This window comes from uncultured Oscillibacter sp. (assembly GCF_950073225.1).
In the GTDB taxonomy this organism is placed as follows: domain Bacteria; phylum Bacillota; class Clostridia; order Oscillospirales; family Oscillospiraceae; genus Oscillibacter.
In genome coordinates this window covers 22,364-43,671 of record NZ_CATMPS010000019.1, presented here as the reverse complement: position 1 = coordinate 43,671, position 21,308 = coordinate 22,364, and the positions used below count along the sequence as shown (strand labels likewise).

The following is a 21,308-nucleotide window of genomic DNA, read 5'->3' as shown; positions in this document are numbered from 1 at the left end:
TCCCCGCGCTTTTTAAGCGCGGGGAGTTAGGAGCTTTTGAGGAGGCGCCCCACGTTTCCGGGAAACTATTTGAAAAGGAGAAAAGAAGTTATGAAGAAGTTCCTTGCACTGCTCCTCACTCTTGCCATGGCCCTGTCTCTGGCCGCCTGCGGCGGCAGCGGCGGCGGCAATGACGGCGGCTCCTCCGCCCCCGCGGACGGCGAACAGCAGCAGGCCGAGCCCGCCGACTCCGGTTCCTCCGACGGCGGCGACGAGAGCTACAACATCTCCGTTATCCTGAAGACCACCGCCTCCGAGTACTGGAGCTATGTGGTGGCCGGAGCCAACGCCTATCAGAAAGACCATCCCAATGTGACCGTCACGGTCAAGGGAGCCACCTCCGAAACCGCCTATGACGAGCAGCTGAACATGATCGAAACCGACATGAACAACGGCGACATCGACGGCTATGTCATCGCCCCCCTGCAGGCGGACATGGTGGCCAACATGATTGCCGACCAAACCAAGCCCATCGTGGCGGTGGATACCGACATCGACGCCCCCGAGGTCCTCTCCTTCGTGGGCACCGGCAACGAGGCCGCGGCCAAGCTGGGCGGCGAAGCCGCCGCGAAGCTGGCCAAGGAGCGCGGCTGGGAAGAGATCAAGTGCATCGAGATCGCGGGCGTCCAGGGCGACTCCACCAACGAGGCCCGTATGGCGGGCTACAAGGCCGGCATCGAGGCCGCCGGCGGAACCTTCCTCTCCGACGAGACCCAGTATGCCAACGCCGTGGCCGACCAGGCCGTGACCTGCATGGAAGCCATCATCCAGAACCACCCCGAGGGAATCGCGGTCATCTGCGCCAACAATGACGACATGGCCATGGCCGCCGCCCGTGCCGCCGCCGCCTCCGGAAACGAAAACTACAAGAACACCGTCTTCCTGGGCTTCGACGGCATCCAGTCCGCCTGCAACTCCATCCTGGCCGGTGAAGAGACCATGTCCGTCTGCCAGGAGGGCTACAGCATGGGCTACAACTCCGTTGACGCCGTGGTCCGCGCCCTCCAGGGCGAGCAGCTGGACGAGTTCATCGACGCCGGCGCCAGCATCGTCGATCCCTCCAACGCCCAGGCCCGTCTGGAGCAGCTCCAGGGCTACCTGGCCTAATAAGCAAAGCCGTACATCCCTTTTGAAGTGAGCGGAAGGGGCCCCGTTCCGGCTCCGCCGGAGCGGGGCCCCTTTTCTCTTCCTCCTGTAACATATTTCCAGAACCGGTGTGTTGCGAAACCACGGATTTCCAAGAGAATGAGGTGATGATTAGGTGGGCGAATACGTAGTTGAGCTGAGAAACGTAACCAAACGATTCCCCGGCGTTGTGGCCCTGCACAACATGCAGCTGGCCGTGAAGCCGGGCGAGATCCACGGACTGATCGGAGAGAACGGCGCGGGCAAATCCACGCTGATTAAGGTTCTCACCGGCGTCCACATGGCGGACGAGGGCGAGATCTATGTCCACGGAGAGCGGAAGATCTTCAAAAACCCCAATGAGTCCGCCGCCGCGGGCATCGCCTGCGTGTACCAGGAGCTGAACATTGAAAAGCTCCTCAGCGTCACGGACAATATCTTTATCAACAAATGGACCAAGAAGGGCTTCCTCCTGGACTATGAGGGCATGCACAAAAAGGCCGCCGAGGTCATGCAGTCCCTGGGCCAGGACATCGATCCCCGGAAGGCTGCGGGCACCTTCGGCATGGGCGTCCAGCAGATGATCGAAATCGCCAAGGCCGTCCTGATTGACGCCAAAATGATTATCATGGACGAGCCCACGTCCTCCCTGGGCGAAAAAGAGGTCAAGCAGCTGATGCAGACCTGCCGGGAGCTGAAGGCCCGGGGCGTGGGAATCCTCTTCGTTTCCCACAAGCTGGAGGAGCTCTTCGAGCTCTGCGACCGGGTGACGGTCATCCGGGACGGCGAGTTCATCGAGACCCGGGACATTGCCGGCTGGAACAACGACTCCCTCATCTCCGCCATGGTGGGCCGGACCCTGGAGAACCAGTTCCCCAAGGAGTTCGGCACCAAGGGCGAGTGCATGCTGAAAATTGAGAACCTCTCCATCGGCGGCGTTTTGAAGGACGTCAGCCTGGAGGCCTATGGCGGCCAGATCCTGGGCATGAGCGGCCTGGTGGGCGCGGGCCGCACGGAGACCGTCCGGGCCGTCTTCGGCGCGGACCCCATCGACGGCGGCAAAATCTACATCAAGGGAAAAGAAGTCAACGTCAAAAGCCCCAAACAGGCCATCGCCGAGGGCATCGCCCTCTTGACCGAGGACCGGAAGGGCCAGGGCCTGGTGCTTCAGGAGTCCATTCGCACGAACCTGGTGCTGGCCAGTTTGAAGCGGCACACCACGGGCTTGTTCCTGGACGAAAAGCGCATCCAGGAGTCCGGCGAGGGGCACATCCGGACCCTGCGGATCAAGACCCCCTCTATCGACGAAATCGTGGGCCAGCTCTCCGGCGGCAACCAGCAGAAGGTGGTCATCGGAAAATGGCTCAACAGTGAGGCGGACATCTACATCTTCGACGAGCCCACCCGGGGCATCGACGTGGGCGCGAAGGTCGAGGTTTACAATGTTATGAACAGCCTGGTAAAGGCGGGAAAATGCGTCATTATGATTTCCTCCGAAATGCCGGAGATCCTGGGCATGAGCGACCGGGTGGTTGTCATGCGGGGCGGCCGGGTCATGGCCACCGTGGACCGTGACAGCAAGCATTTCAACCAGGAGGACATCATGAAAGCGGCTTGGGGAGGTAGTTTAGATGACTAAGAAAAAGAGCGGGTCCGGGTTCCAAATGGGAACCCTGCTGGCCCTGGTAATCATGTGCGTGGTTTTGTCAGTTGCAAACTCCAACTTCTACAGCTACAGCAACCTCATGGGCATCCTGAAGCAGACGGCCTTCAACGCCTTCCTGGCGACCGGCATGCTGCTGTGCCTCATCACGGCGGGCATTGACCTCTCCGTGGGCGCCAACGCCGTGTTCTGCGCCTGCGTCATGGGCGCCATGAACAAGGCGGAGATTCAAAGCGGCGTTTTGATGATGATCGTAGCCATCGTGGCCGGCGGCCTGGTGGGCTTCATCAACGGCACCCTGCTGACCCGTCTGCACCTGCCTCATCCCTTCGTGTCCACCCTGGGCATGAAGAACGTCCTCTGGGGCCTGGCCCTGCTGGTCACCGGCAGCCAGATGGTCAACAACTTCCCCGAGTCCGTCCAGTTCCTGGGCAAGGCCACCATCGGCGGCTTCCCTGTCAGCTTCATGGTGGTCATCGTCCTCTACGTCATCATGCACCTCTTCCTCAGCCGCACGGCTCTGGGCCGGTCCATCTACTGCGCCGGCGGCAACATGGAGGCCACCCGGCTCTCCGGCATCAACACGGCCAACGTGCTGACCTTCTGCTACACCATGTCCGGCATCATGGCGGCCCTGGGCGGCATCGTCTCCATCGGCCGGTCCGGCATCTGCAACGGCGCCAACGCCAACCAGCCCTATGATACGGACGCCATCGCGGCCTGCATCATCGGCGGAGCCTCCTTCACCGGAGGCAAGGGCACCATGGTGGGCACCATGCTGGGCGCCCTGATCATCGCGGTTTTGCGCAACGGCTTTACCATGCTGTCTATTGACTCCGCGGGCCAGAACATCGTCCTGGGCCTGGTCATTATCCTGGCCGTCTTCATGGACGTGGTCCGGGCCGGCATGGAGGCCAAGAACCGCCGCATGGCCGCCGCCGCCAAGCAGGAGGCCGAGGAGAAAGAGAAGGTCGCGAAATAATGAACAAAGTAAAAGTCGGCGTTGTGGGCCTGGGCCGTTTGGGCAAGGTCCACGCCCAGAACCTTCGCTATAAGATTCCCGGCGCGGAGCTGACGGCGGCCTGTTCCATCGTCCCCGCCGAGCTGGAGTACGCCAAAAACGAGCTGGGCGTCACCGACGTCTACACGGACTACAAGGAGATGCTGGCAAAAGCCGACATCGACGCGGTGGTCATTGTTACCACCTCCTCCGAGCACTGCTGGCAGATCGAGGCCGCCCTGGACGCGGGGAAGCACGTCTTCTCCGAGAAGCCCCTGGGCGTGGATGTGGCCCAGTGCAAGCAGGCGGAGGCCGCCGTGGAGCGCCACCCGGAGCTCACCTTCATGCTGGGCTTCATGCGCCGCTACGACAAGTCCTATTCCTACGCCAAACAGAAGATCGAGGAGGGAGCCATCGGCACCCCCTATCTGGTGAAGGCCACGGGCATTGACCCGGAGGCGTTCGTGGAGGGAGCCATCCGGTTCGCCAAGAACTCCGGCGGCATCTTCCTGGACATGGCCATTCACGACATCGACCTCATGCGCTGGTTCCTGGGCTGCGAGGCAACCGAGGTCTACGCCATGGGCACCACCTTCAAGCACCCGGAGTTTAAGGACGCCGGGGACGACGAGACCGGCGTTGCCGTCTACAAATTCGAAAACGGCGCCATGGGCATGATCCATGTGGGCCGAACGGCCCCTTACGGCTACCATGTGGAAACCGAGATCGTGGGCACCGAAGGGTCTATCCGCATCTCCGCCGTCCCGGAGAAGAACCAGGCCCGGCTGTACAACACCAACGGCGTGTGCGCCGAGTGCGTGGGCTCCTTCCCGGAGCGGTTTGAGGAGGCCTATCTCATCGAGGTCCAGGAGTTTGTGGACTGCGTCCTCCAGGGGAAGACCCCCGGGGTCAGCGTCTACGACGGGACCAAGTCCACCGCCATCGGCTACGCCACCACGGAAGCGTGGAGAACGGGCAAGGCCGTGAAGCTGAACTAAGCAACGAATTAAGCGATATGAAAAGCCCCGCTGTCGAGAGACAGCGGGGCTTTTTTGCGTACTGCTCAAGCCGAGCGGATCACGTCCTTGTTCTTCACGAAGTATTCCACCCCAGAGTACAGAGTCGTCAAGGTAATGACCCAGCCGCAGATAATGTCCACCCACAGGATCGGGGGACGCGGGGCGGGGAACTGGGACGACAAATGCATCTGCATCCGAGCTGCCTCAATCTGAGGCCCCAGAGCCAGCATCACCACGATACACACCATGGTGGAGGCTGTTTTCACCTTCCCGGACCACCCGGCGGCAATCACCCGCCCGTTGTCTGAGGCAATCATCCTGAGTCCGCTGACGGCAAACTCCCGGGTGATCACAATCATCACCATCCAGGCGGGCATCCGCCCGCACTCCACAAACCACAGCATGGCCGCCACCACCAGAATCTTGTCCGCCAGAGGGTCGGCGAACTTGCCGAAGTCCGTGACCAGGTTGTACTTCCGGGCGATTTTCCCGTCCAGCATATCCGTCAGGCTGGCGATGATGAAAATTGCCAGGGCCGCATAGTCCGCGCCGGGGAAGCCCCAGTACAGCACCGCCAGGAAAATGGGCGTCAGGATGATGCGGAGCATGGTCAGTTTATTGGGCAGATTCATAGGTCCTCCTTCTCCGGATAGGGTTTGTCCTTCCAGTACCACCATTTCAGCTTCTCCGGGTCCCTGGTTTCGTGGTCCGCGTAATACACCGCCGCCCGCCAGACGTACAGGGCGCAGCGGTCTTCCTGGTAACCCTTCATCAGGCATTCTTTCAGATACAGCTCCTCCGGGTCCCGGCCCCGGAGGTCCGAGACCTCCCGGATTCCCAGGGCCTCCATGACGGCGGCGATGCGGGCCCCCACGCCGGGGATTTCCCTCAGGGGGCTTTTCATACCCGCTCTCCGGTGAGCTCGCCGTCCATCACCCCGGTGAGGCGGACGGTGACGAAGTCTCCCGGCTCCGGCTCCTCCCCGGCGGAGAACCAGATGCGCCCGTCGATCTCCGGAGACTCGGCGTAGCTTCGGCCATAGAACAGCTGGGCCTGGCCGTCAAAGCCCTCGCAGAGGACTTCCCGCTCCTCTCCCAGGATGGACTCGTTGTAAGCGTCGATGACGTCGGACTGCACGTCCACGGCGATCTCCGCCCGGCGGGCGGCTTCCTCCGCGTCCACATGCTCCATCTTCGCCGCCCGGGTTCCGTCCTCCGGGGAGAAGGGAAACACCCCGGCCCGCTCGATTTTCTGTTCCCGGAGAAATTCACACAGCTCCCCGAACTCCGCCTCTCCCTCTCCCGGAAGCCCGGCGATGAGGCTGGTCCGGAGGACCAGGCCGGGGATGCGCCGGCGAAGGGTGCGGAACAGCGCCCGGATGGACTCTTTGGTGTCCCGGCGGTTCATGGCCTTTAAAATGCCGTCGTTGCAGTGCTGGATGGGGATATCCAGGTAGGGGAGGATCTTCGGCTCCGAGGCGATGGTGTCGATGAGCTCCTCCGTAATCTCGTCGGGGTAGAGGTAGTGGAGGCGTATCCAGTGGAAGTCCAGCCCGGCAAGCTCCCGGAGCAGGGCGGCCAGCTGGTGCTCGCCGTTTAAATCCGTGCCGTAGCGGGTGATGTCCTGGGCAATGACCAGCAGCTCCTTGACCCCGGCAGAGCTGAGCTCCGCCGCCTCGTCCAGCAGCTCCGCCATGGGGCGGCTGCGGTACTTGCCCCGGAGGGAGGGGATGACGCAGTAGGCGCAGTGGTTGTCACAGCCCTCGGCGATGCGGAGATAGGCATACCAGGGGGGTGTGGAGAGGATGCGGGGGCCGTTTTGGGGGGCGGTGTGGATGTTCCCCAGATGGCAGGGCCGGAGGCCGGCTTCCATGACCTCGGAAATGGCCCGGACAATGTCGCCATAGCTGCCGGTACCCAGGATGCCGTCGATTTCCGGCAGCTCCTCCAGCACGTCCTTTTTGTAGCGCTGGGCCATGCAGCCGGTGACCAGAATCTTTTTCAGGCTTCCGGCCTGTTTCAGCTCCGCCAGCTCCAGGATGTGGTCAATGGCCTCCTCACAGGCGGAGGCCAGGAAGCCGCAGGTGTTTACCACCGCTGCGTCGGCCCCGGCGGGGGAGGGGGCGATCTCATGGCCTGCGGCCTGGACCAGGGACATCATCTGCTCGCAGTTCACTTGGTTTTTGGCGCAGCCAAGGGAGAGGAAGTATACCTTATAGGGCATGGGGGCCTCCTTTGCTTCCCCCCTGCCAGGGGGGAGGGGTTTTTTCCGGCCCTTGCGGGCGAGGGGGATTTCAGCCATGATGATGGCTGGTTCATTGCACCCCCCATTTTCTCTTTTTCTTCCAGAAGAAAAAGAGAAAACGGGCCGTGCACGGTCCAAAAGAGAAAAAGAAGGATCGCCCCTGCGGGGGGACGTGGGACGGGAGTCGCGCAAGAGGTGCTTCCTCCGGGTACGCATGTCTTCTGCCCGCGGCGTAGTCTGAGCGGGGGTTTTGGTGGTTGTCGAATGGACCAGCTCCTCTTTTCGCTGCCGCTAATCTGGTGGTAGGGGGTGGATATCCGCCTTTTTCCGGGACTGCCTTTCTATCGATAGACCACCCTGTGGGGCCTGACCCCCTGGTCAGGCCATTCCTTCAGGGTCCCCTCGCCATGTGGGGTCGTCGGTAATGCCTACTAAATAGTCTGTGGAGACATGGAAATGCTCCGCCAGAATTACCAGCTTGTCAATGGTAGTACTGCGCCCACCACTTTCCAGCATGCTGATGGATTTACTTGTAAGCCCTAAAATCTCCCCCAATTGATGCTGGGTAAGACCCTCCGCTTTCCGAAGTTGATAAACCCTGTCTTTCAATAAAATGACTGTTTTCATAAAAACCTCTTGACTATACCTTTAAGTAGGATTATAATACTACTTAAAGGTATGCTGAATAGGAGGATGCAATTATGTTTGATATCTTGACGGCACTTCAATATGGTGACCTCACCAGCCTGCGGGGCAAGATGCCCATGGAAGCGCCCCATACGATTGCAGAGGAGCACATTCTGCGCCGGCTGAACGCGCTGGAGCCAAAGGCGGCTGACGATTTCCAGCATGAAATACAGGCCTTGGCCCTGGAACAGCGGGACGCGGCTTTTCATAGCGGCGTCCGTTTTGGCGCACAGCTCATGGTACAGCTGTTAGAAGATTTTTAATCCTCTTGCATTTCCTCCCCCAGCCGCCTCCAGGCGGCCTTAACCTCCCCCCAGGGGAAGCCCCGGCGCAGCAGCGCATTGGTCAGCCGCCGCTTTTCCTTCTCGTCCGGCGGGCGGCCCCGGAGCTTGCTTCGGAGAAACGCGTCCACCTGCCCGCCGTCGGCGGGAAGCTCCTCCAGCGCGCCCTCCCACAGCTCCCGGGGGACGCCTTTTTCATAGAGCTTCTCCCGCACCCGGGCGGGGCCGTAGCCCAGCCGGGAATAGTGCCGGACCAGGGCGGCGGCGTATTCCGCGTCGTTCAGAGCCCCGATGGCCTCCAGCCACTCGGCGGCGTAGCGGGCCTCCGTCTCGCTGGCCCCCTTCTCCTGGAGCTTCCGCTCCAGATCCCGGCGGCTCATGGCCCGCTTGCCGATGAGATCCGCCGCCGCCGCCCGAGTGTTGGAGACTCCGGCGGCCTCCTTCAGCCGCCTCAGGGTTTCCTCGTCCAGCTCGTCCCCGGAGCGGAGGCCGAAGTCCAGCAGCTCCTGCTCCGTGATTTTCAGACAGGCCCCGTCCCCCAGGAAGACCAGGACGCGGCCTTTTTTATGCTTCGACGCCTCTACTCGCTCTACCCGCATGGTCAGTTGCCGGAGTCGTCGAAGTCGTCGGCGCTGACGTCCACGGCCCGCCCGGCGGCCTTGGCGGCGGCCCGGGCCTGGTTGCTCATGAGCTTGTCGAAGTTCTTGCGGATGTCCGCCTCCAGCTGGTCCCGGATCTCCGGGTTTTCCTGGAGGTACTTCTTCGCCGCTTCCCGGCCCTGGCCGATGCGGGTTTCGCCCATGGAGAACCAGGAGCCCGCCTTCTGCACCAGATCCAGCTTCACGCCCAGGTCGATGAGCTCGCTTTCCCGGACGATGCCCTCGCCGTACATGATGTCGAACTCCGCCTCCCGGAAGGGGGGCGCCATTTTGTTCTTTACCACCTTGGCCCGGGTCCGGTTGCCGATGAGCTCACTGCCGTTTTTGATGGCCTCGATCCGCCGCACGTCGATGCGGACGGAGGCGTAGAACTTCAGCGCCCGGCCGCCGGTGGTGACCTCCGGGTTGCCATACATAACGCCCACCTTTTCCCGGAGCTGGTTGATGAAAATGACGATGGTGTTGGTTTTGCCGATGGCGCCCGTCAGCTTCCGCAGGGCCTGGCTCATCAGCCGGGCGTGGAGGCCCACGTAGCTGTCGCCCATCTCGCCCTCAATCTCCGCCCGGGGCACCAGGGCCGCCACGCTGTCCACTACAATGACGTCAATGGCCCCGGAGCGCACCAGGGCCTCCGTAATTTCCAGGGCCTGTTCGCCGGTGTCCGGCTGGGAGATCAGCATGTCCTCCACCTTTACCCCCAGAGCGTGGGCATAGGTGGGGTCCAGAGCGTGCTCCGCGTCCACGAAGGCCACCTCGCCTCCCTGCTTCTGGGCCTCGGCCACCACATGGAGGGCCAGGGTGGTCTTGCCGGAGGACTCCGGCCCGTAGATCTCGATGATGCGCCCCTTGGGGAGCCCGCCGATGCCAAGAGCCACGTCCAAGGCCAGGGAGCCTGTGGGGATGACCTCCACATTCAGGGCCGTCCGGTCCCCCAGGCGCATAATGGAGCCCTTGCCGTACATTTTTTCAATTTGGCTCATGGCGCTGTCGATGGCTTTTTTCTTGTCCGCCGCCGGAGCTGCGGTGGGCAGGGGCGCTTTATCCTTTGCCATGCTGATTTCCTCCCGAACAGATATATAGATAATTTATGAAATGCTTTCTAAAAACACAAATCAGAATTCCTCCGGCTCCCGGGGGAAGATGGCGGCGCAGAGGATGTAGGCGATGATGCCGCTGCAGCCCATGGCGGAGAAGATGATCCAGGCCAGCCGCACCAGCGTGGGGTCCAGCCCGAAGTATTCGGCGATGCCGCCGCACACGCCGTCCACCATCTTGCCCCGGTTGATTTTGTACAGTCTCTTTTCCATGACGCTCCTCCTTAAATCTCCTGGCAGAGGGTGCCCAGCACCACTCTGGGAATTTTGTGATGATCCTTGATGATTTGCAGATCCCCGAAGCCATGGCTCCGCATCAGCCGGAGCACCGCGTCCGCCTGGCCGATGCCCACCTCAAAGTAGATCCGCCCGCCGGGGGTCAGGGCCTCCTTCCACTGTTCCGCAATGGAGCGGTAGAAGTCCATGCCGTCCGCCCCGCCGTCCAGGGCCATATGGGGCTCGTAGTCCCGGACGGAGGCTTCCAGCCCGGCGATGTCCCCCGTGGGGATGTAGGGCGGGTTGCTGACAATGCACTGGAACTCCCCCAGGGAGCGGGCGGGCTTTTCCCGGGCGTCCATCTGAATGGGCATGACCCGCGAGGAGAGGCTGTTCCGCCGGATGTTCTGGCGGCAGATTTTTAAGGCGCTGTCGTCGATTTCCCCCAGCACCACCCGGGCCTGGGGCGCCTGGGAGGCGATGGCCAGGCCCACGCAGCCGCTGCCGGCGCAGAGGTCCAGCACCCGGCACTCCCCCAGCGTCTGTATGTAGGCGATGGCCTGTTCGGCCAGCACCTCGGTGTCCGTCCGGGGGATGAGCACGTCCTGGGAAATGTCCAGGGGGAGGCCGTAGAACTCCCACTCGCCGATGAGGTAGGCCACCGGCTCCCCGGCCATGCGCCGCTCCACCAGCCGCCGGACCTGGGCCTCCCGCTCCGGGGAGGCGTAGAGGCGGCTGTCCCGCTGGAGCTCCTCCCGGCTCTTGCCGGTGCCGAAGCACACCAGCTCCCGGGCTTCCAGGGTGGACGCCTCCACGCCGCTCTCCCGGAGCCGCTGGCGAACGTCCAAGTACAGGTCATTATAGGTTATCGCCAAGGGAACTCACCCCTTTACCATGTGTCTTTTCCTTTTTCGGAGGGTAATACCAATTCCAGGGACCGGATGGCGCACTCGATCATGCCGTCGTCCGGCTCGTTGGTGGTGAAATTCTGCATCCACAGGCCCGGAGCCGTCAGGATCTTCGCCAGGAGGCTTTCCTGAACGTGCCGCCCCACCCAGCGGTTAAACTCGTAGGTCACCCCCACCACCAGGGGCAGCAGGAGAAGATGCACCGCCGTCCGCAGCCAGGCGTTGGTGATGGGCCAGATGCCGAAGAAGATGCTGGAGAAAATGATGGACACGCAGATGACCACAAACAGGAAGCTGGTGCCGCACCGGGGATGGTGCCGGGGCTGGACCCGGACGTTTTCCACCGTCAGGGGCAGGCCCGCCTCATAGCAGAAGATGGTCTTGTGCTCCGCCCCGTGGTACTGGAAGACCCGGTAGATGTCCTTCTGCCGGGAGCAGAGAATCAGGTAGGCCATGAAGATGATCACCTTCAAAAGCCCCTCCACCAGATTCCGCCCCCAGAAGGGGAAGCCGGGGAAGAAATGCAGGATGCCCCCGGTGAGCAGGGTGGGCAGGACCATGAAGAGGAAGACGGACATGCCTACCCCCAGCACCACCGCCAGGGCCACCACGGCGCTTTCCAGCTTTTTGCTGGAGAGGTGCTTTTCCAGCCACAGCTCGAACTTGGAGGGCTTTGCCGCTTCCTCCTCGGGGTAGAAGTCGGCGGAGTACATCAGGGCCTTCACGCCATTGACCATGGAGTCCAGGAAGTTCACCGTCCCCCGAATCAGGGGGAAGCCCAGAATGGGGTAGCGGTCCTTGATGAAGCGCAGGGGCTCCACCTTTTCCACCAGCTTCCCCTCCTGGTCCCGGACCACGATGGCCTGTTTCTCCGGGCCCCGCATCAAAATGCCTTCGATAAGCGCCTGTCCGCCGATGCTGGTGCGGAAGGCGCAGGATTTGTTTTCTTCTGCCATGAAGTTTCCTTTCTGTTGGGTTGGTATAGAGTCTAACATAGGTTCGCGGAAAAATCAAACTTCCGTTTGATTTAAAATTATTTTTGCGACGACATGCGCGTCGCAAAAATTCCGATACTCCAGCCGCCTTGGGCGGCGTCACCAGTCCGCAGACTGGTGGGGGGAATCTAAAGGGGGGACGAAGTCCCCTCTTTAAGCCCGGACCGGCAGTTTGATCGTCACCACCGCCCCGCCGCCGTCAGCGTTGCCGATGGAGAAGGTCCCGCCGTGGAGGCCGATGATCTCGTCGCAGACCGCCAGGCCGATGCCGCTGCCCCGGGCCCGGGAGGTGCCCTTATAGAATTTCTGCTTCACGAAGGGCAACTCCTCCTCCGGGATGCCGGGGCCGTAGTCCCGGATGCGGACCACCTGGTGCCCGCCCTCCTGGTTCACGGAGGCGGTGATCCGCCTGCCCGCCCCGCCGTGCTTGGCGGCGTTGTCCAATACGTTGCAGAAAACCTGCTTCAGGCGCTCCGAATCCCCCTGGATAAGGGGCAGCAGGTCCCCGTCGCCGGGGTGGTACTCCAGGGCGATGCCGTCCTGGCGGAAAAGCTCCTGATAGGTGAAGATGGCGTCCTCCAGCTCCGCCTGGAGGTCCACGTCCTCGATTTGGAGGGTGAAGCGCCCGTCCTCCATCTTGGAGAAGTCCAGCAGCTCCTCCACCATGGTGGACAGGCGCCTGGACTCGTTGACGATGACCCGGATGCCCCGGCGGAGCTGCTCGGGGTCGTCGGTGAGGCCGTCGTCCAGAATGGTTTCCCCCCAGCCGTTGATGGCGGTGAGGGGGGTTCGGAGCTCGTGGGAGACGGAGGAGATAAACTCGCTTTTCATTTTTTCATTCTGGCTGATTTTCAGGGACATGTCGTTGATGTTGTCCACCAGCTCCCCCAGCTCGTCGGAGTACTTGTTTTCGATCCGGGTGCCGTAGCTTCCGGCGGAGATGCGCTTGGCCGCCTCCGTCACCACCGCCACAGGCTCCACCACGTTGTTGATAAAGAGGAGGTTGGAAAACACCACCAGCAGCATGCACACCAGGGCGATGAGGAAAATCGCCAGGACCACGAACATCACCTGCTGATCCACGGACCGCAGGGAGGTCACCAGCCGCATGACGCCCACCACCCGGCCGTTGACGGTCAGGGGACAGGACACGGCCAGGATTTCCTCCCCCGTCTCCAGGTCCCGGCCCTGGTAGGGCGTGGGGGTCATCTTGTTTTCCTGGAGGACCTGAAGGATGTCGTCGGTACCCGGGTAGGTCCCCGCCGTCAGCCCGGAGGTGGAAACCTGGATGCGCCCGCTGGAGCCGATGAACTGGAGCTCGATGCGGTTTTTATCCTCGAAGCTCTCGGCGGACTGGACGGCCTTTTGATAATAGCTGGAAAAGCCATTGTCCATAAAGTATTCGTTGAAGGAGTTGGCCAGGGCCTGGGCCCGGGTTTCCAGGCCCTTTTGCATGGTGCCGTAGTAGTAGTTGGAAACGCCCGCGGAGAACAGCGTCACCACCAGCACCAGCAGGGTCCCGATGGGGAGGATGGAGTTGAAAATCCAACGCTGCCGCAGGCCCCGCAGGCGGAGGGATTTCCACCGCTGCTCCTTTTCCATCACCTGTTCTTCCATACCGTCACAGCCCCCACTTGTAGCCGTAGCCCCAGACCGTGGTGATATAGGCGGGGTTCTGGACATTGTCCTCGATTTTCAGCCGGAGGCGGCGGATGTTCACGTCCACGATTTTCAGCTCCCCAAAGTAGTCCCGGCCCCACACCATGTCCAGAATTTCCTCCCGGGAGAGGGCCTTGCCGGGGTTTTCCATAAAGACCCGCATGATGGAATACTCCACCTGGGTCAGCTTGATCCGCTGGCCGTTTTTTTCCAGGGTCCGGTTCCGGGTGTTCAGCAGGAAGGGGGGCTGGCTCAGCTCTCCGGTGACCTGGGGGGGCTCCTCTCCGCCGGAGCGGCGGACCAGAGCATCCACCCGGGCGGTGAGCTCCGCCGGGGAGAAGGGCTTGGTCACGTAGTCGTCGGCCCCGGTCATGAGGCCCGTCACCTTGTCCATCTCCTGGGACCGGGCGGTGAGCATGATGATGCCGATCCGGCTGTTGGTGGCCCGGATGCGGCGGCAGACCTCGAAGCCGTCGATGCCCGGCAGCATGATGTCCAGCAAAGCCACCCGGGCGTCCGGGTTCTCGTGGAGGCGTTCCAGGGCCTCCTCGCCGCTCTCGGCCTCAATGACGTCGTAGCCGGCCCGGCGGAGGTTGATGACGATAAAGCCGCGGATGCTGGCCTCGTCCTCTAAAACCAACACTTTCTTCATGGCGTCCGTTCCTTTCAACAGTATGCGCCTCAGTTGTCCCCGGGTATCCACTCCCGGGCGATGAGGCTGAAGGCCCCCCGGACCTCCTCCGCCGTCATGGCCTGATCCCAGGGCGGGATCTCCGGCAGCTCGGCGGTGTAAATCACGTCGGACTGGCGGCTGAGGGGGAAGCGGCTTCCCCGGGCGGCCCGGATCTCCCGGCCCGTGCCGGTGAGGGCGGTGATGCGCAGAATGGCCGCGTCCCGGACGCCCTCCTCGTTCAGCATGTAGAAGGTGACGCTGGCGTCGCCGCCCACGCCGCTGCGCTCCGTTTCCACCCGGCCCACCCAGGCCTCAGGCAGCTGGAGGTACCAGCCGTCCTCTACGCAGTGGTAGGTGGAGGCCGCCGCCTCCCCCGCGCCGTCCAGGCCGAAGGCCCGCCAATCGATCCGGTGGAAGGGGGGCGCGCCGTCGGAGGAGGAGGGGGCGGGGACCTCCGTCCAGCCGTCGCCGTTGATGTCCATGGGATAGAGGCCGTAGAAGGGGGCAATCTCCCCGGAAACCCCGGTGGCCTCGGAGAGGACGATGTTGGTCAGCTCCCCGTTCCGCAGGGCCAGGATGTCGGTGACCGCGCCGGATTGTTCCGTCACCCCGGTGACGAAGAGGGCCGGCGTGCCGCCCTTCAAGGTCCCGGTGGTCAGGCGGCCCTGCTGGCTCAGCTCCGCCATGGTGACGGAGATGCGGGCCGGGGACTGGGGCGCCAGGGCCCCCTTCCGCCAGTCGTAGCAGTCGGCCACGCCGTCCCCCTCCTCGTCGGCGTGGAGGACCACCAGCTCCCGGAGGCCGTCGCCGTCCAGGTCGATGCTGGCGTAGCGGACATAGCTGACGCTGCGCAGCAGCTCCTGGGGCCCGGCGGCGTCCAGAGCGTAAACCGAGAGGGCCTGGAGCTCGGCGTTGACCCGCCAGCCCACGATGATCTCCGTCCGCCCGTCTCCGTCCAGGTCCGTGTAGACCACGCTGTAGACGGACGCGCCGCTGCCCTCGATGACGGCGGACTGCTCATAGCTGTCCTCCTTGGCAGAGAAGATATAGATTTTCAAGGGCTTTTCGTCCTCCGCCTTGCGGAAGAAGGCGACGGCCTCCTGCTGCCCGTCGCCGTCCAGGTCCGTCAGCTGCACGGGCTGGATGTTGGCCCCGGACGTGGGGGCGGCGTACTCGGCGCCGTCCTCCAAAATGGCGTTGAGCCGGGCGTTCAGCTCCGTGTACTTGGCGGGCAGCTCCGGCAGGGCGTAAAGCTCCTCGGGGTTGAACTCGAAGTTGAACCCGCCGCAGCCGCCCAGGGACAAAGACAGCAGCAGCGCCGCCGCCAGGGCCTGTATTTTTTTTGCCATTCCGCCGCCTCCCTTGCCGCTTGAAGCGGATTTGAAGTCCCTTGGCAGGGACCTGAAAACTCTAATATCTTATCATACCACGTTTTCCCCCGTTTGGGTAGTGTTTCTTAACTTGATTTTGCCCCGGATTTTTTCCCGTCCGGCCCGTATCTTACAAAATTGTAAGACACGCACCCAAAACTGTAAGGCAAATCCATGGCATCCCGGCCCCAAGCCTGTTACAATAAGGCCATCACCCAAGAGGAGGAATCCGATATGCCTTTACTGGAAGTACAGCACCTGCAAAAAATTTACACCACCCGCTTCGGCGGCAATCAGGTCACCGCCCTGGCGGATGTGAATTTCTCCGTGGAGTCCGGGGAGTACGTGGCCATCATGGGCGAGTCCGGCTCCGGCAAGACCACCTTATTAAATATTCTGGCGGCCCTGGACCGCCCCACCGCCGGGGAGGTCTTCCTCAATGGAAAGGCCCTCTCCGACATCCGGGAGCGGGATCTGGCGGCTTTCCGCCGCTCCCACCTGGGCTTCGTGTTCCAGGACTTCAACCTCCTGGACACCTTCTCCCTTCAGGACAACATCTTCCTGCCCCTGGTCCTGGCGGGGAAGGACTACCGGGACATGAAAAAGAAAATCCAGCCCATCGCGGAGCAGCTGGGCATCGCCGGTATTCTGCCCAAGTACCCCTACGAGGTTTCCGGCGGGCAGAAGCAGCGCTGCGCCGTGGCCCGGGCCCTCATCACGGACCCCCAGATCGTCCTGGCCGACGAGCCCACCGGGGCGCTGGACTCCCGGGCCGCCGACAACCTGCTGGAGCTCTTCGGAGAAATTAACAAAGGGGGCCAGACCATCCTCATGGTCACCCACTCCGTGAAGGCCGCCAGCCACGCCGGGCGGGTGCTCTTCCTCCGGGACGGGCAGGTCTACCACCAGCTCTACCGAGGGACCCAGAGCGCCGAGGCCCAGTTCGCCAAGATCTCCGACACCCTGACGGTGCTGACGCAAGGCGGTGAGCCCCGTGCGTAAGTCCGGCTTCTTCCCCCGCCTGGCCCTGGTGAATCTGGCCAGAAACGGGCGGTTTTACGGCCCCTACCTCCTCTCCTGCGTGGTGACGGCGGCTATGTACTACATTTTGCTGTTTCTGGCCTATAACGAGGGGCTGGACAGTGTCCGGGGGGCCATGTACCTCAAGAGCTTCGCCGGGGTGGGCTGCTTCGTGGCGGCGGGCCTGGCGGCGGTAATCCTGCTCTACGCCAACAGCTTTGTCATGAAGCGCCGCCAGCGGGAGCTGGGGCTCTACAACATCTTAGGGCTGGAAAAGAGGCACATCGCCCGGATGTGCTTCTGGGAGACCGTGTTCTGCGCCGCCGTCACCCTGGCGGGGGGCCTTCTCCTGGGCATCCTGTTTTCCAAGGCGGTCATCCTGCTCCTTTTAAAGCTGGCCCGCGTCCCCGCCCAGTTCGGCATGGAAATTTCCACCCGGGGCATTTGGGAAACCGCGGCGCTCTTCGGCGCGCTGTTCCTGTTCACCCTTGCGCGAAATCTTTGGAGCGTCAGCCGGGCCAAGCCGGTGGACCTGCTCCACAGCGCCTCCGCCGGGGAGCGGGAGCCGAAAACGAAATGGCTGCTGGTTATCCTGGGGGTGCTGACCCTGGGAGGCGGATACTTCATCGCCATCGCCACCCAGAACCCCATTGAGGCCATGCTGTTCTTTTTCGGGGCGGTGTTCCTGGTCATCATTGGCACGTACTGTCTGTTCACCGCCGGGTCCATCGCCATTTTAAAGCGCCTCCGGGCCAACCCGAAATTTTACTACCAGACCCGGCATTTCACCGCCGTCTCCGGCCTTCTCTACCGGATGAAGCAGAACGCCGTGGGCCTGGCCAGCATCTGCATCCTCTCCACCATGGTGCTGGTGACGGTCTCCACCACCATCGCCATGAACATCGGCCTGGAGAACTCCCTGAATGAGATGTACCCTTATGACATCGAATTCCTCCAGGACCTGGAAAACCAGCCGGGGGACCCTATGGACCGCTTGCGGGAGGTGGAGGCTGCCGCCAACGCCTCCGGGGGCTTTACCGATTCCCGGTACTACACCCGCTATTGGGTCTACTGCGGCGTTCGGGGCAGTGAGATTTCCCTGAACCTGGATCAGAACTGCCTGCGGGCGGAGTTGGAGGTGGTGACGGCGGAGGACTACAGCCGCCTCACCGGAAAGAACGTCATTCTGGCTCCGGACGAGGTGCTGGCCTGTTCGAAGGGCCCGGCGGATTTCCCGTCGGACTTTACCGTCTCCGCGAACTTTGGCGAGGCGGGCCTGTCCTTCCACATCCGGGAGGAAATCACGGAGGTCATCCGCCACGCGACCAACACGCTGCTGGGCTCTGAGGAATCGTCGCTGTTCCTGGTGGTGGCGGACCGGGAGACGGCGGAGGCGCTCATGGACCTGGATACCTCCCGCAGCGCCCGGCAGTTCCGGGTTCAGATGAATCTGGCGGGGGAGGATTATGAGGAAAAGCTGGCCCAGACGGAGCGGCTTGTGTTCGAGCTGAGCAAGCGGGACGGCGGCGTGAGCTTCACCAGCAAGCAGGACAATGCCCAGGAGTTCTACGCCATGTACGGCGGGTTCCTGTTCCTGGGGGTCTTCCTGGGGCTCCTCTTCCTGCTGGCTACCGTCCTTATCATCTACTATAAGCAGATCTCCGAGGGCTGCGAGGACCAGCGCCGCTTTTTAATCCTCCGTCAGGTGGGCATGAGCGAAAAGGAGATCAACGCCTCCATCCACAGCCAGATCCTGCTGGTGTTCTTTCTGCCCCTGGGGGCGGCGGCGCTCCATGTGTTCATGGCCTTCCCCATGCTCTCCAGAATGTTGGAGCTGTTCAACCTCCACGACGGGAAGCTCTTCGTCCTCTGCACGGCGGGAACCCTGGCGGTGTTCTGCCTGATCTACGCCCTGGTCTTCGCCTGGACGGCCCGGGCCTACAGCCGCCTGGTGGGCGCAAACAGCTGAGCCCTCTCTTTTCAGACCCCGCCGGTCAGGATAAGCCCTCCGGCGGGGCCTGGTTTTAATCTGTCGAAACCGTTAGATTTCAGAAAGACTCTGGACACATTTCTGTGTTACGCTGGGCATAGAAAAAGGGCCCCTGGCAGGCCCGGAATTTGACAAGATACGGCGTCGGTGCTATGATGACATGCAGAAGGACGCTGCTGCATAAAAAGGCGGTTGGCCGCTCCCTTGCGAAAGGGGGTGAGGCGGATGGGAAACGGGCGCTGGATGAAAGTCCTGCGCTATACGGTGTCGCTGGCGGCGGTATTGCTGCTGCTGGCGTACTTAGCCCCAAAAGCGTGTTGACCGCTCGGCTGGCTCCCGAACGGTCAACATAGGATTTCTATGCTTGAACAGTAGGGGCTGATCGCCATGCAACAGCGCCCTTCTATATTCATTATACCCAAATTCGCCGCCTTGTCAATGGGGACAGGGCGGTTCTTCTTCTCCCCGGAAAGGGGCAAAAATGACGAGAGATTACAAAACTGTACCCCTTTTGTAACTTCCTTTACCAGTAAATGGTGTATGCTTACCAATAACACACCGGGTTCCGCTTTGGAAAAAATCTTCTGTCTCCTCTTGACAAGCTGTACCAACTGTATTATTATTGCTAATACGATAGTACAATAACACAGGAGGGAAATTTTTTCAAAGCCTTTGAAGAATTCCCCCCGGCTGTCCCGTAATATACTTGAGACATGAGAAGCGAGGTCTGACATGAAAATTCTGATTACATCCGACTGGTACCTTCCCGCGGTGAACGGCGTGGTCACCTCGGTGAAGAATCTCCGCCGTGAGCTGGAGGCCCGGGGCCACGAGGTCCGGGTGCTGACCCTCTCCCAGAACCGTCATTCCTGCCGGAAGGACGGCGTGACCTGCCTGGGCTCCGTGGCGGCGGGGCTGATTTATCCCGGCGCCCGGCTGCGGACGGCCCTGGCGGGGAAGTGGGTCCGGGAGATCGTGGAGTGGGGCCCCGACGTGGTCCATTCCCAGTGCGAGTTCTCCACCTTCTTCCTGGCCCGGCGCATCGCCGAGGAGCTGGACATTCCCCTGGTCCACACCTATCACACGGTGTACGAGGACTACACCCACTACTTTTCCCCCAACGTCCGCTTTGGGAAGAAGGCCGCCGCCGTCTTCACCCGCTGGGCCGCCTCCCACACGGACTGTCTCATCGCCCCCACGGGGAAGGTGCGGATGCTTCTCCAGGGCTACGGCGTGGAGAAGCCCATCTTCGTGGTGCCCTCCGGCATCGACCTGCGGCGCTTCCGGGATGAGCCGGACCCCCTGCGGGGCGCGGTGCTCCGGGCCAGCCTGGACATTCCCCGGGAGAGGACCGTGCTGGTCTTTGTGGGGCGGCTTGCCGAGGAGAAGCGGGTGGATGAGCTTCTGCGCTTCCGGGCCAACATGGGCCCGGGGGGCGTGACCCTGCTTCTGGTTGGCGACGGGCCGGACCGCAAGCGCCTGGAGGGCGTGGCCCAGAGCCTGGGCCTGGCCGCCCCGGATGTGGTGTTTGCCGGGATGGTCCCGGCGGAGCAGGTGGCGGACTGGTATCAATTGGGGGACCTGTTCGTCAGTGCCTCCACCAGCGAGACTCAGGGCCTCACCTATGCCGAGGCCCTGGCGGCGGGCGTGCCGGTGCTCTGCCGGGCGGACCCCTGCCTGCTGGGCGTGGTCCGGGACGGGGAGAACGGCTGGCAGTACCACGGCGAGGCGGAGTTCCGCCAGCGGCTGGAGGACTTCCTGGCCCATCCCCAGCGGCGGGAGGCCCTGTGCCGGGCCGCCCGGGAGACGGGGGAGGAGTACTCCGCCCAGCGCTTCGCGGAGCGGGTAGAGTCCATTTACTTAGAGCAGATCGAGCGCGGCTCGTTACGGAGGATACCGGCATGAAACAGCAGAGCGTTCCCATTGAAAAGCGGGCCCTTCAGGCGGCGTCCCTCATCGGCTTCGCCATCTGCGTGGCGGTGGCGGTCTGGGGCTGGCGGACGGGGGTCTTGACCTCCCAGGAAAAGCTCCAGGAGCTGGTGGCGAAATGGGGCTTTGCCGGGGCGCTGCTGTTCACCGTCTTCCAGGCGGTGCAGGTGGTGGTGCCCGTGCTGCCGGGGGGCCTGGGGTGCCTGGTGGGAGTGGTGCTCTTCGGGCCCATCTGGGGATTCACGTATAACTACGTGGGCATCTGCATCGGCTCCCTCCTGGCCTTCGCCGTGGCGAAGAACTGCGGGCGGCCCCTGCTGTATCTGCTGTTCTCCGAGAAGACCATTGAAAAATACGACGCGTGGACCGAGAAGCGGGACCGCTTTGCCAAGCTTTTCTTCTGGTCCATCTTCCTGCCCATCGCCCCGGACGATTTCCTCTGCTACCTGGCGGGCACCACCACCATGACCTGGAAGCGGTACACCGCCATCATCCTCCTGGGAAAGCCCTTTAACATCGCCCTGTACAGCATGGGGCTGGTGGCCCTGTGGAAGGTGCTCTTCCCCGGCTTTTGAAAAATTTGCCGTCATAGATAGACGGTTCTCGTGTCAAACTCAACAGGAGCCAAAAAAAGCGGACAACCCGTCCGCTTGGATTTCTGCGCCCAAAATGGGAAAACCATTTGGAAAACAGGCGGACCGCGGGCCGGAAAAACGCGGAGGCCACAGCGAGGCAAC

General features: G+C 62.4%; 21 protein-coding genes. 9 read left to right on the top strand and 12 right to left on the bottom strand.

What is annotated here, in order from left to right:
- Positions 1-90: 90 nt before the first annotated feature.
- The 4 genes from Q1M04_RS10355 (at position 91) to iolG (ending at position 4,825) form a co-directional block, all read left to right on the top strand.
- Positions 91-1,146 (top strand): sugar ABC transporter substrate-binding protein, encoded by a 1,056-nt coding sequence (locus Q1M04_RS10355; RefSeq protein ID WP_297999575.1) that lies wholly within the window; start codon positions 91-93, stop codon positions 1,144-1,146.
- A gap of 154 nt (positions 1,147-1,300) precedes the next feature.
- Positions 1,301-2,803: a sugar ABC transporter ATP-binding protein gene (locus tag Q1M04_RS10350; protein WP_297999573.1), complete on the top strand. Its 1,503-nt coding sequence runs from the start codon at positions 1,301-1,303 to the stop codon at positions 2,801-2,803.
- The gene (locus Q1M04_RS10345; RefSeq protein ID WP_293279937.1) at positions 2,796-3,809 is read left to right on the top strand and encodes an ABC transporter permease; all 1,014 of its coding nucleotides are present in this window, start codon (positions 2,796-2,798) and stop codon (positions 3,807-3,809) included. The genes Q1M04_RS10350 and Q1M04_RS10345 overlap by 8 nt, the downstream gene beginning before the upstream one ends.
- On the top strand, positions 3,809-4,825 hold the full coding sequence (iolG, locus tag Q1M04_RS10340; protein WP_297999571.1) for an inositol 2-dehydrogenase: 1,017 nt from the start codon (positions 3,809-3,811) through the stop codon (positions 4,823-4,825). The genes Q1M04_RS10345 and iolG overlap by 1 nt, the downstream gene beginning before the upstream one ends.
- Before the next feature lie 65 nt (positions 4,826-4,890).
- Here the strand turns inward: iolG and pgsA are convergent, their stop codons facing one another.
- The 4 genes from pgsA to Q1M04_RS10320 form a co-directional block, all read right to left on the bottom strand.
- Positions 4,891-5,478, bottom strand: coding sequence for a CDP-diacylglycerol--glycerol-3-phosphate 3-phosphatidyltransferase (gene pgsA, locus Q1M04_RS10335; protein WP_295757417.1), 588 nt, complete (start codon positions 5,476-5,478; stop codon positions 4,891-4,893).
- Entirely contained in the window at positions 5,475-5,750 is a 276-nt protein-coding gene (locus Q1M04_RS10330; protein ID WP_204789879.1) for a helix-hairpin-helix domain-containing protein, read from the bottom strand. Before Q1M04_RS10330 ends, pgsA begins: the two co-directional genes overlap by 4 nt.
- Positions 5,747-7,069, bottom strand: a complete 1,323-nt coding sequence (gene rimO / locus Q1M04_RS10325) for a 30S ribosomal protein S12 methylthiotransferase RimO (protein ID WP_295757419.1) — start codon at positions 7,067-7,069, stop codon at positions 5,747-5,749. The genes Q1M04_RS10330 and rimO overlap by 4 nt, the downstream gene beginning before the upstream one ends.
- Positions 7,070-7,468: 399 nt before the next feature.
- On the bottom strand, positions 7,469-7,717 hold the full coding sequence (locus Q1M04_RS10320) for a helix-turn-helix domain-containing protein (RefSeq protein ID WP_295757420.1): 249 nt from the start codon (positions 7,715-7,717) through the stop codon (positions 7,469-7,471).
- 74 nt (positions 7,718-7,791) lie between these two features.
- On the opposite strand from Q1M04_RS10320, the gene Q1M04_RS10315 reads away from it, so the two are divergent.
- Positions 7,792-8,040 (top strand): hypothetical protein, encoded by a 249-nt coding sequence (locus tag Q1M04_RS10315; protein ID WP_297999567.1) that lies wholly within the window; start codon positions 7,792-7,794, stop codon positions 8,038-8,040.
- On the opposite strand, the gene Q1M04_RS10310 is transcribed toward Q1M04_RS10315, so the two are convergent.
- From Q1M04_RS10310 to Q1M04_RS10275, 8 genes are all read right to left on the bottom strand, one after another.
- Entirely contained in the window at positions 8,037-8,657 is a 621-nt protein-coding gene (locus Q1M04_RS10310; protein ID WP_297999566.1) for a regulatory protein RecX, read from the bottom strand. The two genes, Q1M04_RS10315 and Q1M04_RS10310, sit on opposite strands and share 4 nt — an antisense overlap.
- Before the next feature lie 2 nt (positions 8,658-8,659).
- The gene (gene recA / locus Q1M04_RS10305; RefSeq protein ID WP_293280182.1) at positions 8,660-9,769 is read right to left on the bottom strand and encodes a recombinase RecA; all 1,110 of its coding nucleotides are present in this window, start codon (positions 9,767-9,769) and stop codon (positions 8,660-8,662) included.
- 60 nt (positions 9,770-9,829) lie between these two features.
- On the bottom strand, positions 9,830-10,024 hold the full coding sequence (locus Q1M04_RS10300; RefSeq protein ID WP_293280180.1) for a PspC domain-containing protein: 195 nt from the start codon (positions 10,022-10,024) through the stop codon (positions 9,830-9,832).
- 11 nt (positions 10,025-10,035) lie between these two features.
- Complete coding sequence (prmC, locus tag Q1M04_RS10295) at positions 10,036-10,902, bottom strand: peptide chain release factor N(5)-glutamine methyltransferase (protein WP_297999667.1); 867 nt, start codon at positions 10,900-10,902, stop codon at positions 10,036-10,038.
- A gap of 14 nt (positions 10,903-10,916) precedes the next feature.
- Entirely contained in the window at positions 10,917-11,891 is a 975-nt protein-coding gene (locus tag Q1M04_RS10290; RefSeq protein WP_297999669.1) for a DUF1385 domain-containing protein, read from the bottom strand.
- A 192-nt stretch (positions 11,892-12,083) separates the two neighbouring features.
- Positions 12,084-13,547 carry a cell wall metabolism sensor histidine kinase WalK gene (locus Q1M04_RS10285; RefSeq protein ID WP_297294022.1) on the bottom strand — a complete coding sequence of 488 codons (1,464 nt, stop codon included), beginning with the start codon at positions 13,545-13,547 and terminating at the stop codon, positions 12,084-12,086.
- 4 nt (positions 13,548-13,551) lie between these two features.
- Entirely contained in the window at positions 13,552-14,241 is a 690-nt protein-coding gene (locus Q1M04_RS10280) for a response regulator transcription factor (protein ID WP_295757425.1), read from the bottom strand.
- A 29-nt stretch (positions 14,242-14,270) separates the two neighbouring features.
- Positions 14,271-15,611, bottom strand: coding sequence for a VCBS repeat-containing protein (locus Q1M04_RS10275; RefSeq protein WP_297999671.1), 1,341 nt, complete (start codon positions 15,609-15,611; stop codon positions 14,271-14,273).
- A 255-nt stretch (positions 15,612-15,866) separates the two neighbouring features.
- Here Q1M04_RS10275 and Q1M04_RS10270 point away from each other — a divergent pair, with 255 nt between their 5' ends.
- From Q1M04_RS10270 to Q1M04_RS10255, 4 genes are all read left to right on the top strand, one after another.
- Positions 15,867-16,634 carry an ABC transporter ATP-binding protein gene (locus tag Q1M04_RS10270; protein WP_204791339.1) on the top strand — a complete coding sequence of 256 codons (768 nt, stop codon included), beginning with the start codon at positions 15,867-15,869 and terminating at the stop codon, positions 16,632-16,634.
- On the top strand, positions 16,627-18,621 hold the full coding sequence (locus tag Q1M04_RS10265) for an FtsX-like permease family protein (protein ID WP_297999674.1): 1,995 nt from the start codon (positions 16,627-16,629) through the stop codon (positions 18,619-18,621). Before Q1M04_RS10270 ends, Q1M04_RS10265 begins: the two co-directional genes overlap by 8 nt.
- 753 nt (positions 18,622-19,374) lie before the next feature.
- Entirely contained in the window at positions 19,375-20,547 is a 1,173-nt protein-coding gene (locus tag Q1M04_RS10260) for a glycosyltransferase family 4 protein (protein ID WP_297999677.1), read from the top strand.
- On the top strand, positions 20,544-21,146 hold the full coding sequence (locus tag Q1M04_RS10255) for a TVP38/TMEM64 family protein (protein ID WP_295757429.1): 603 nt from the start codon (positions 20,544-20,546) through the stop codon (positions 21,144-21,146). Before Q1M04_RS10260 ends, Q1M04_RS10255 begins: the two co-directional genes overlap by 4 nt.
- Positions 21,147-21,308: the final 162 nt, after the last annotated feature.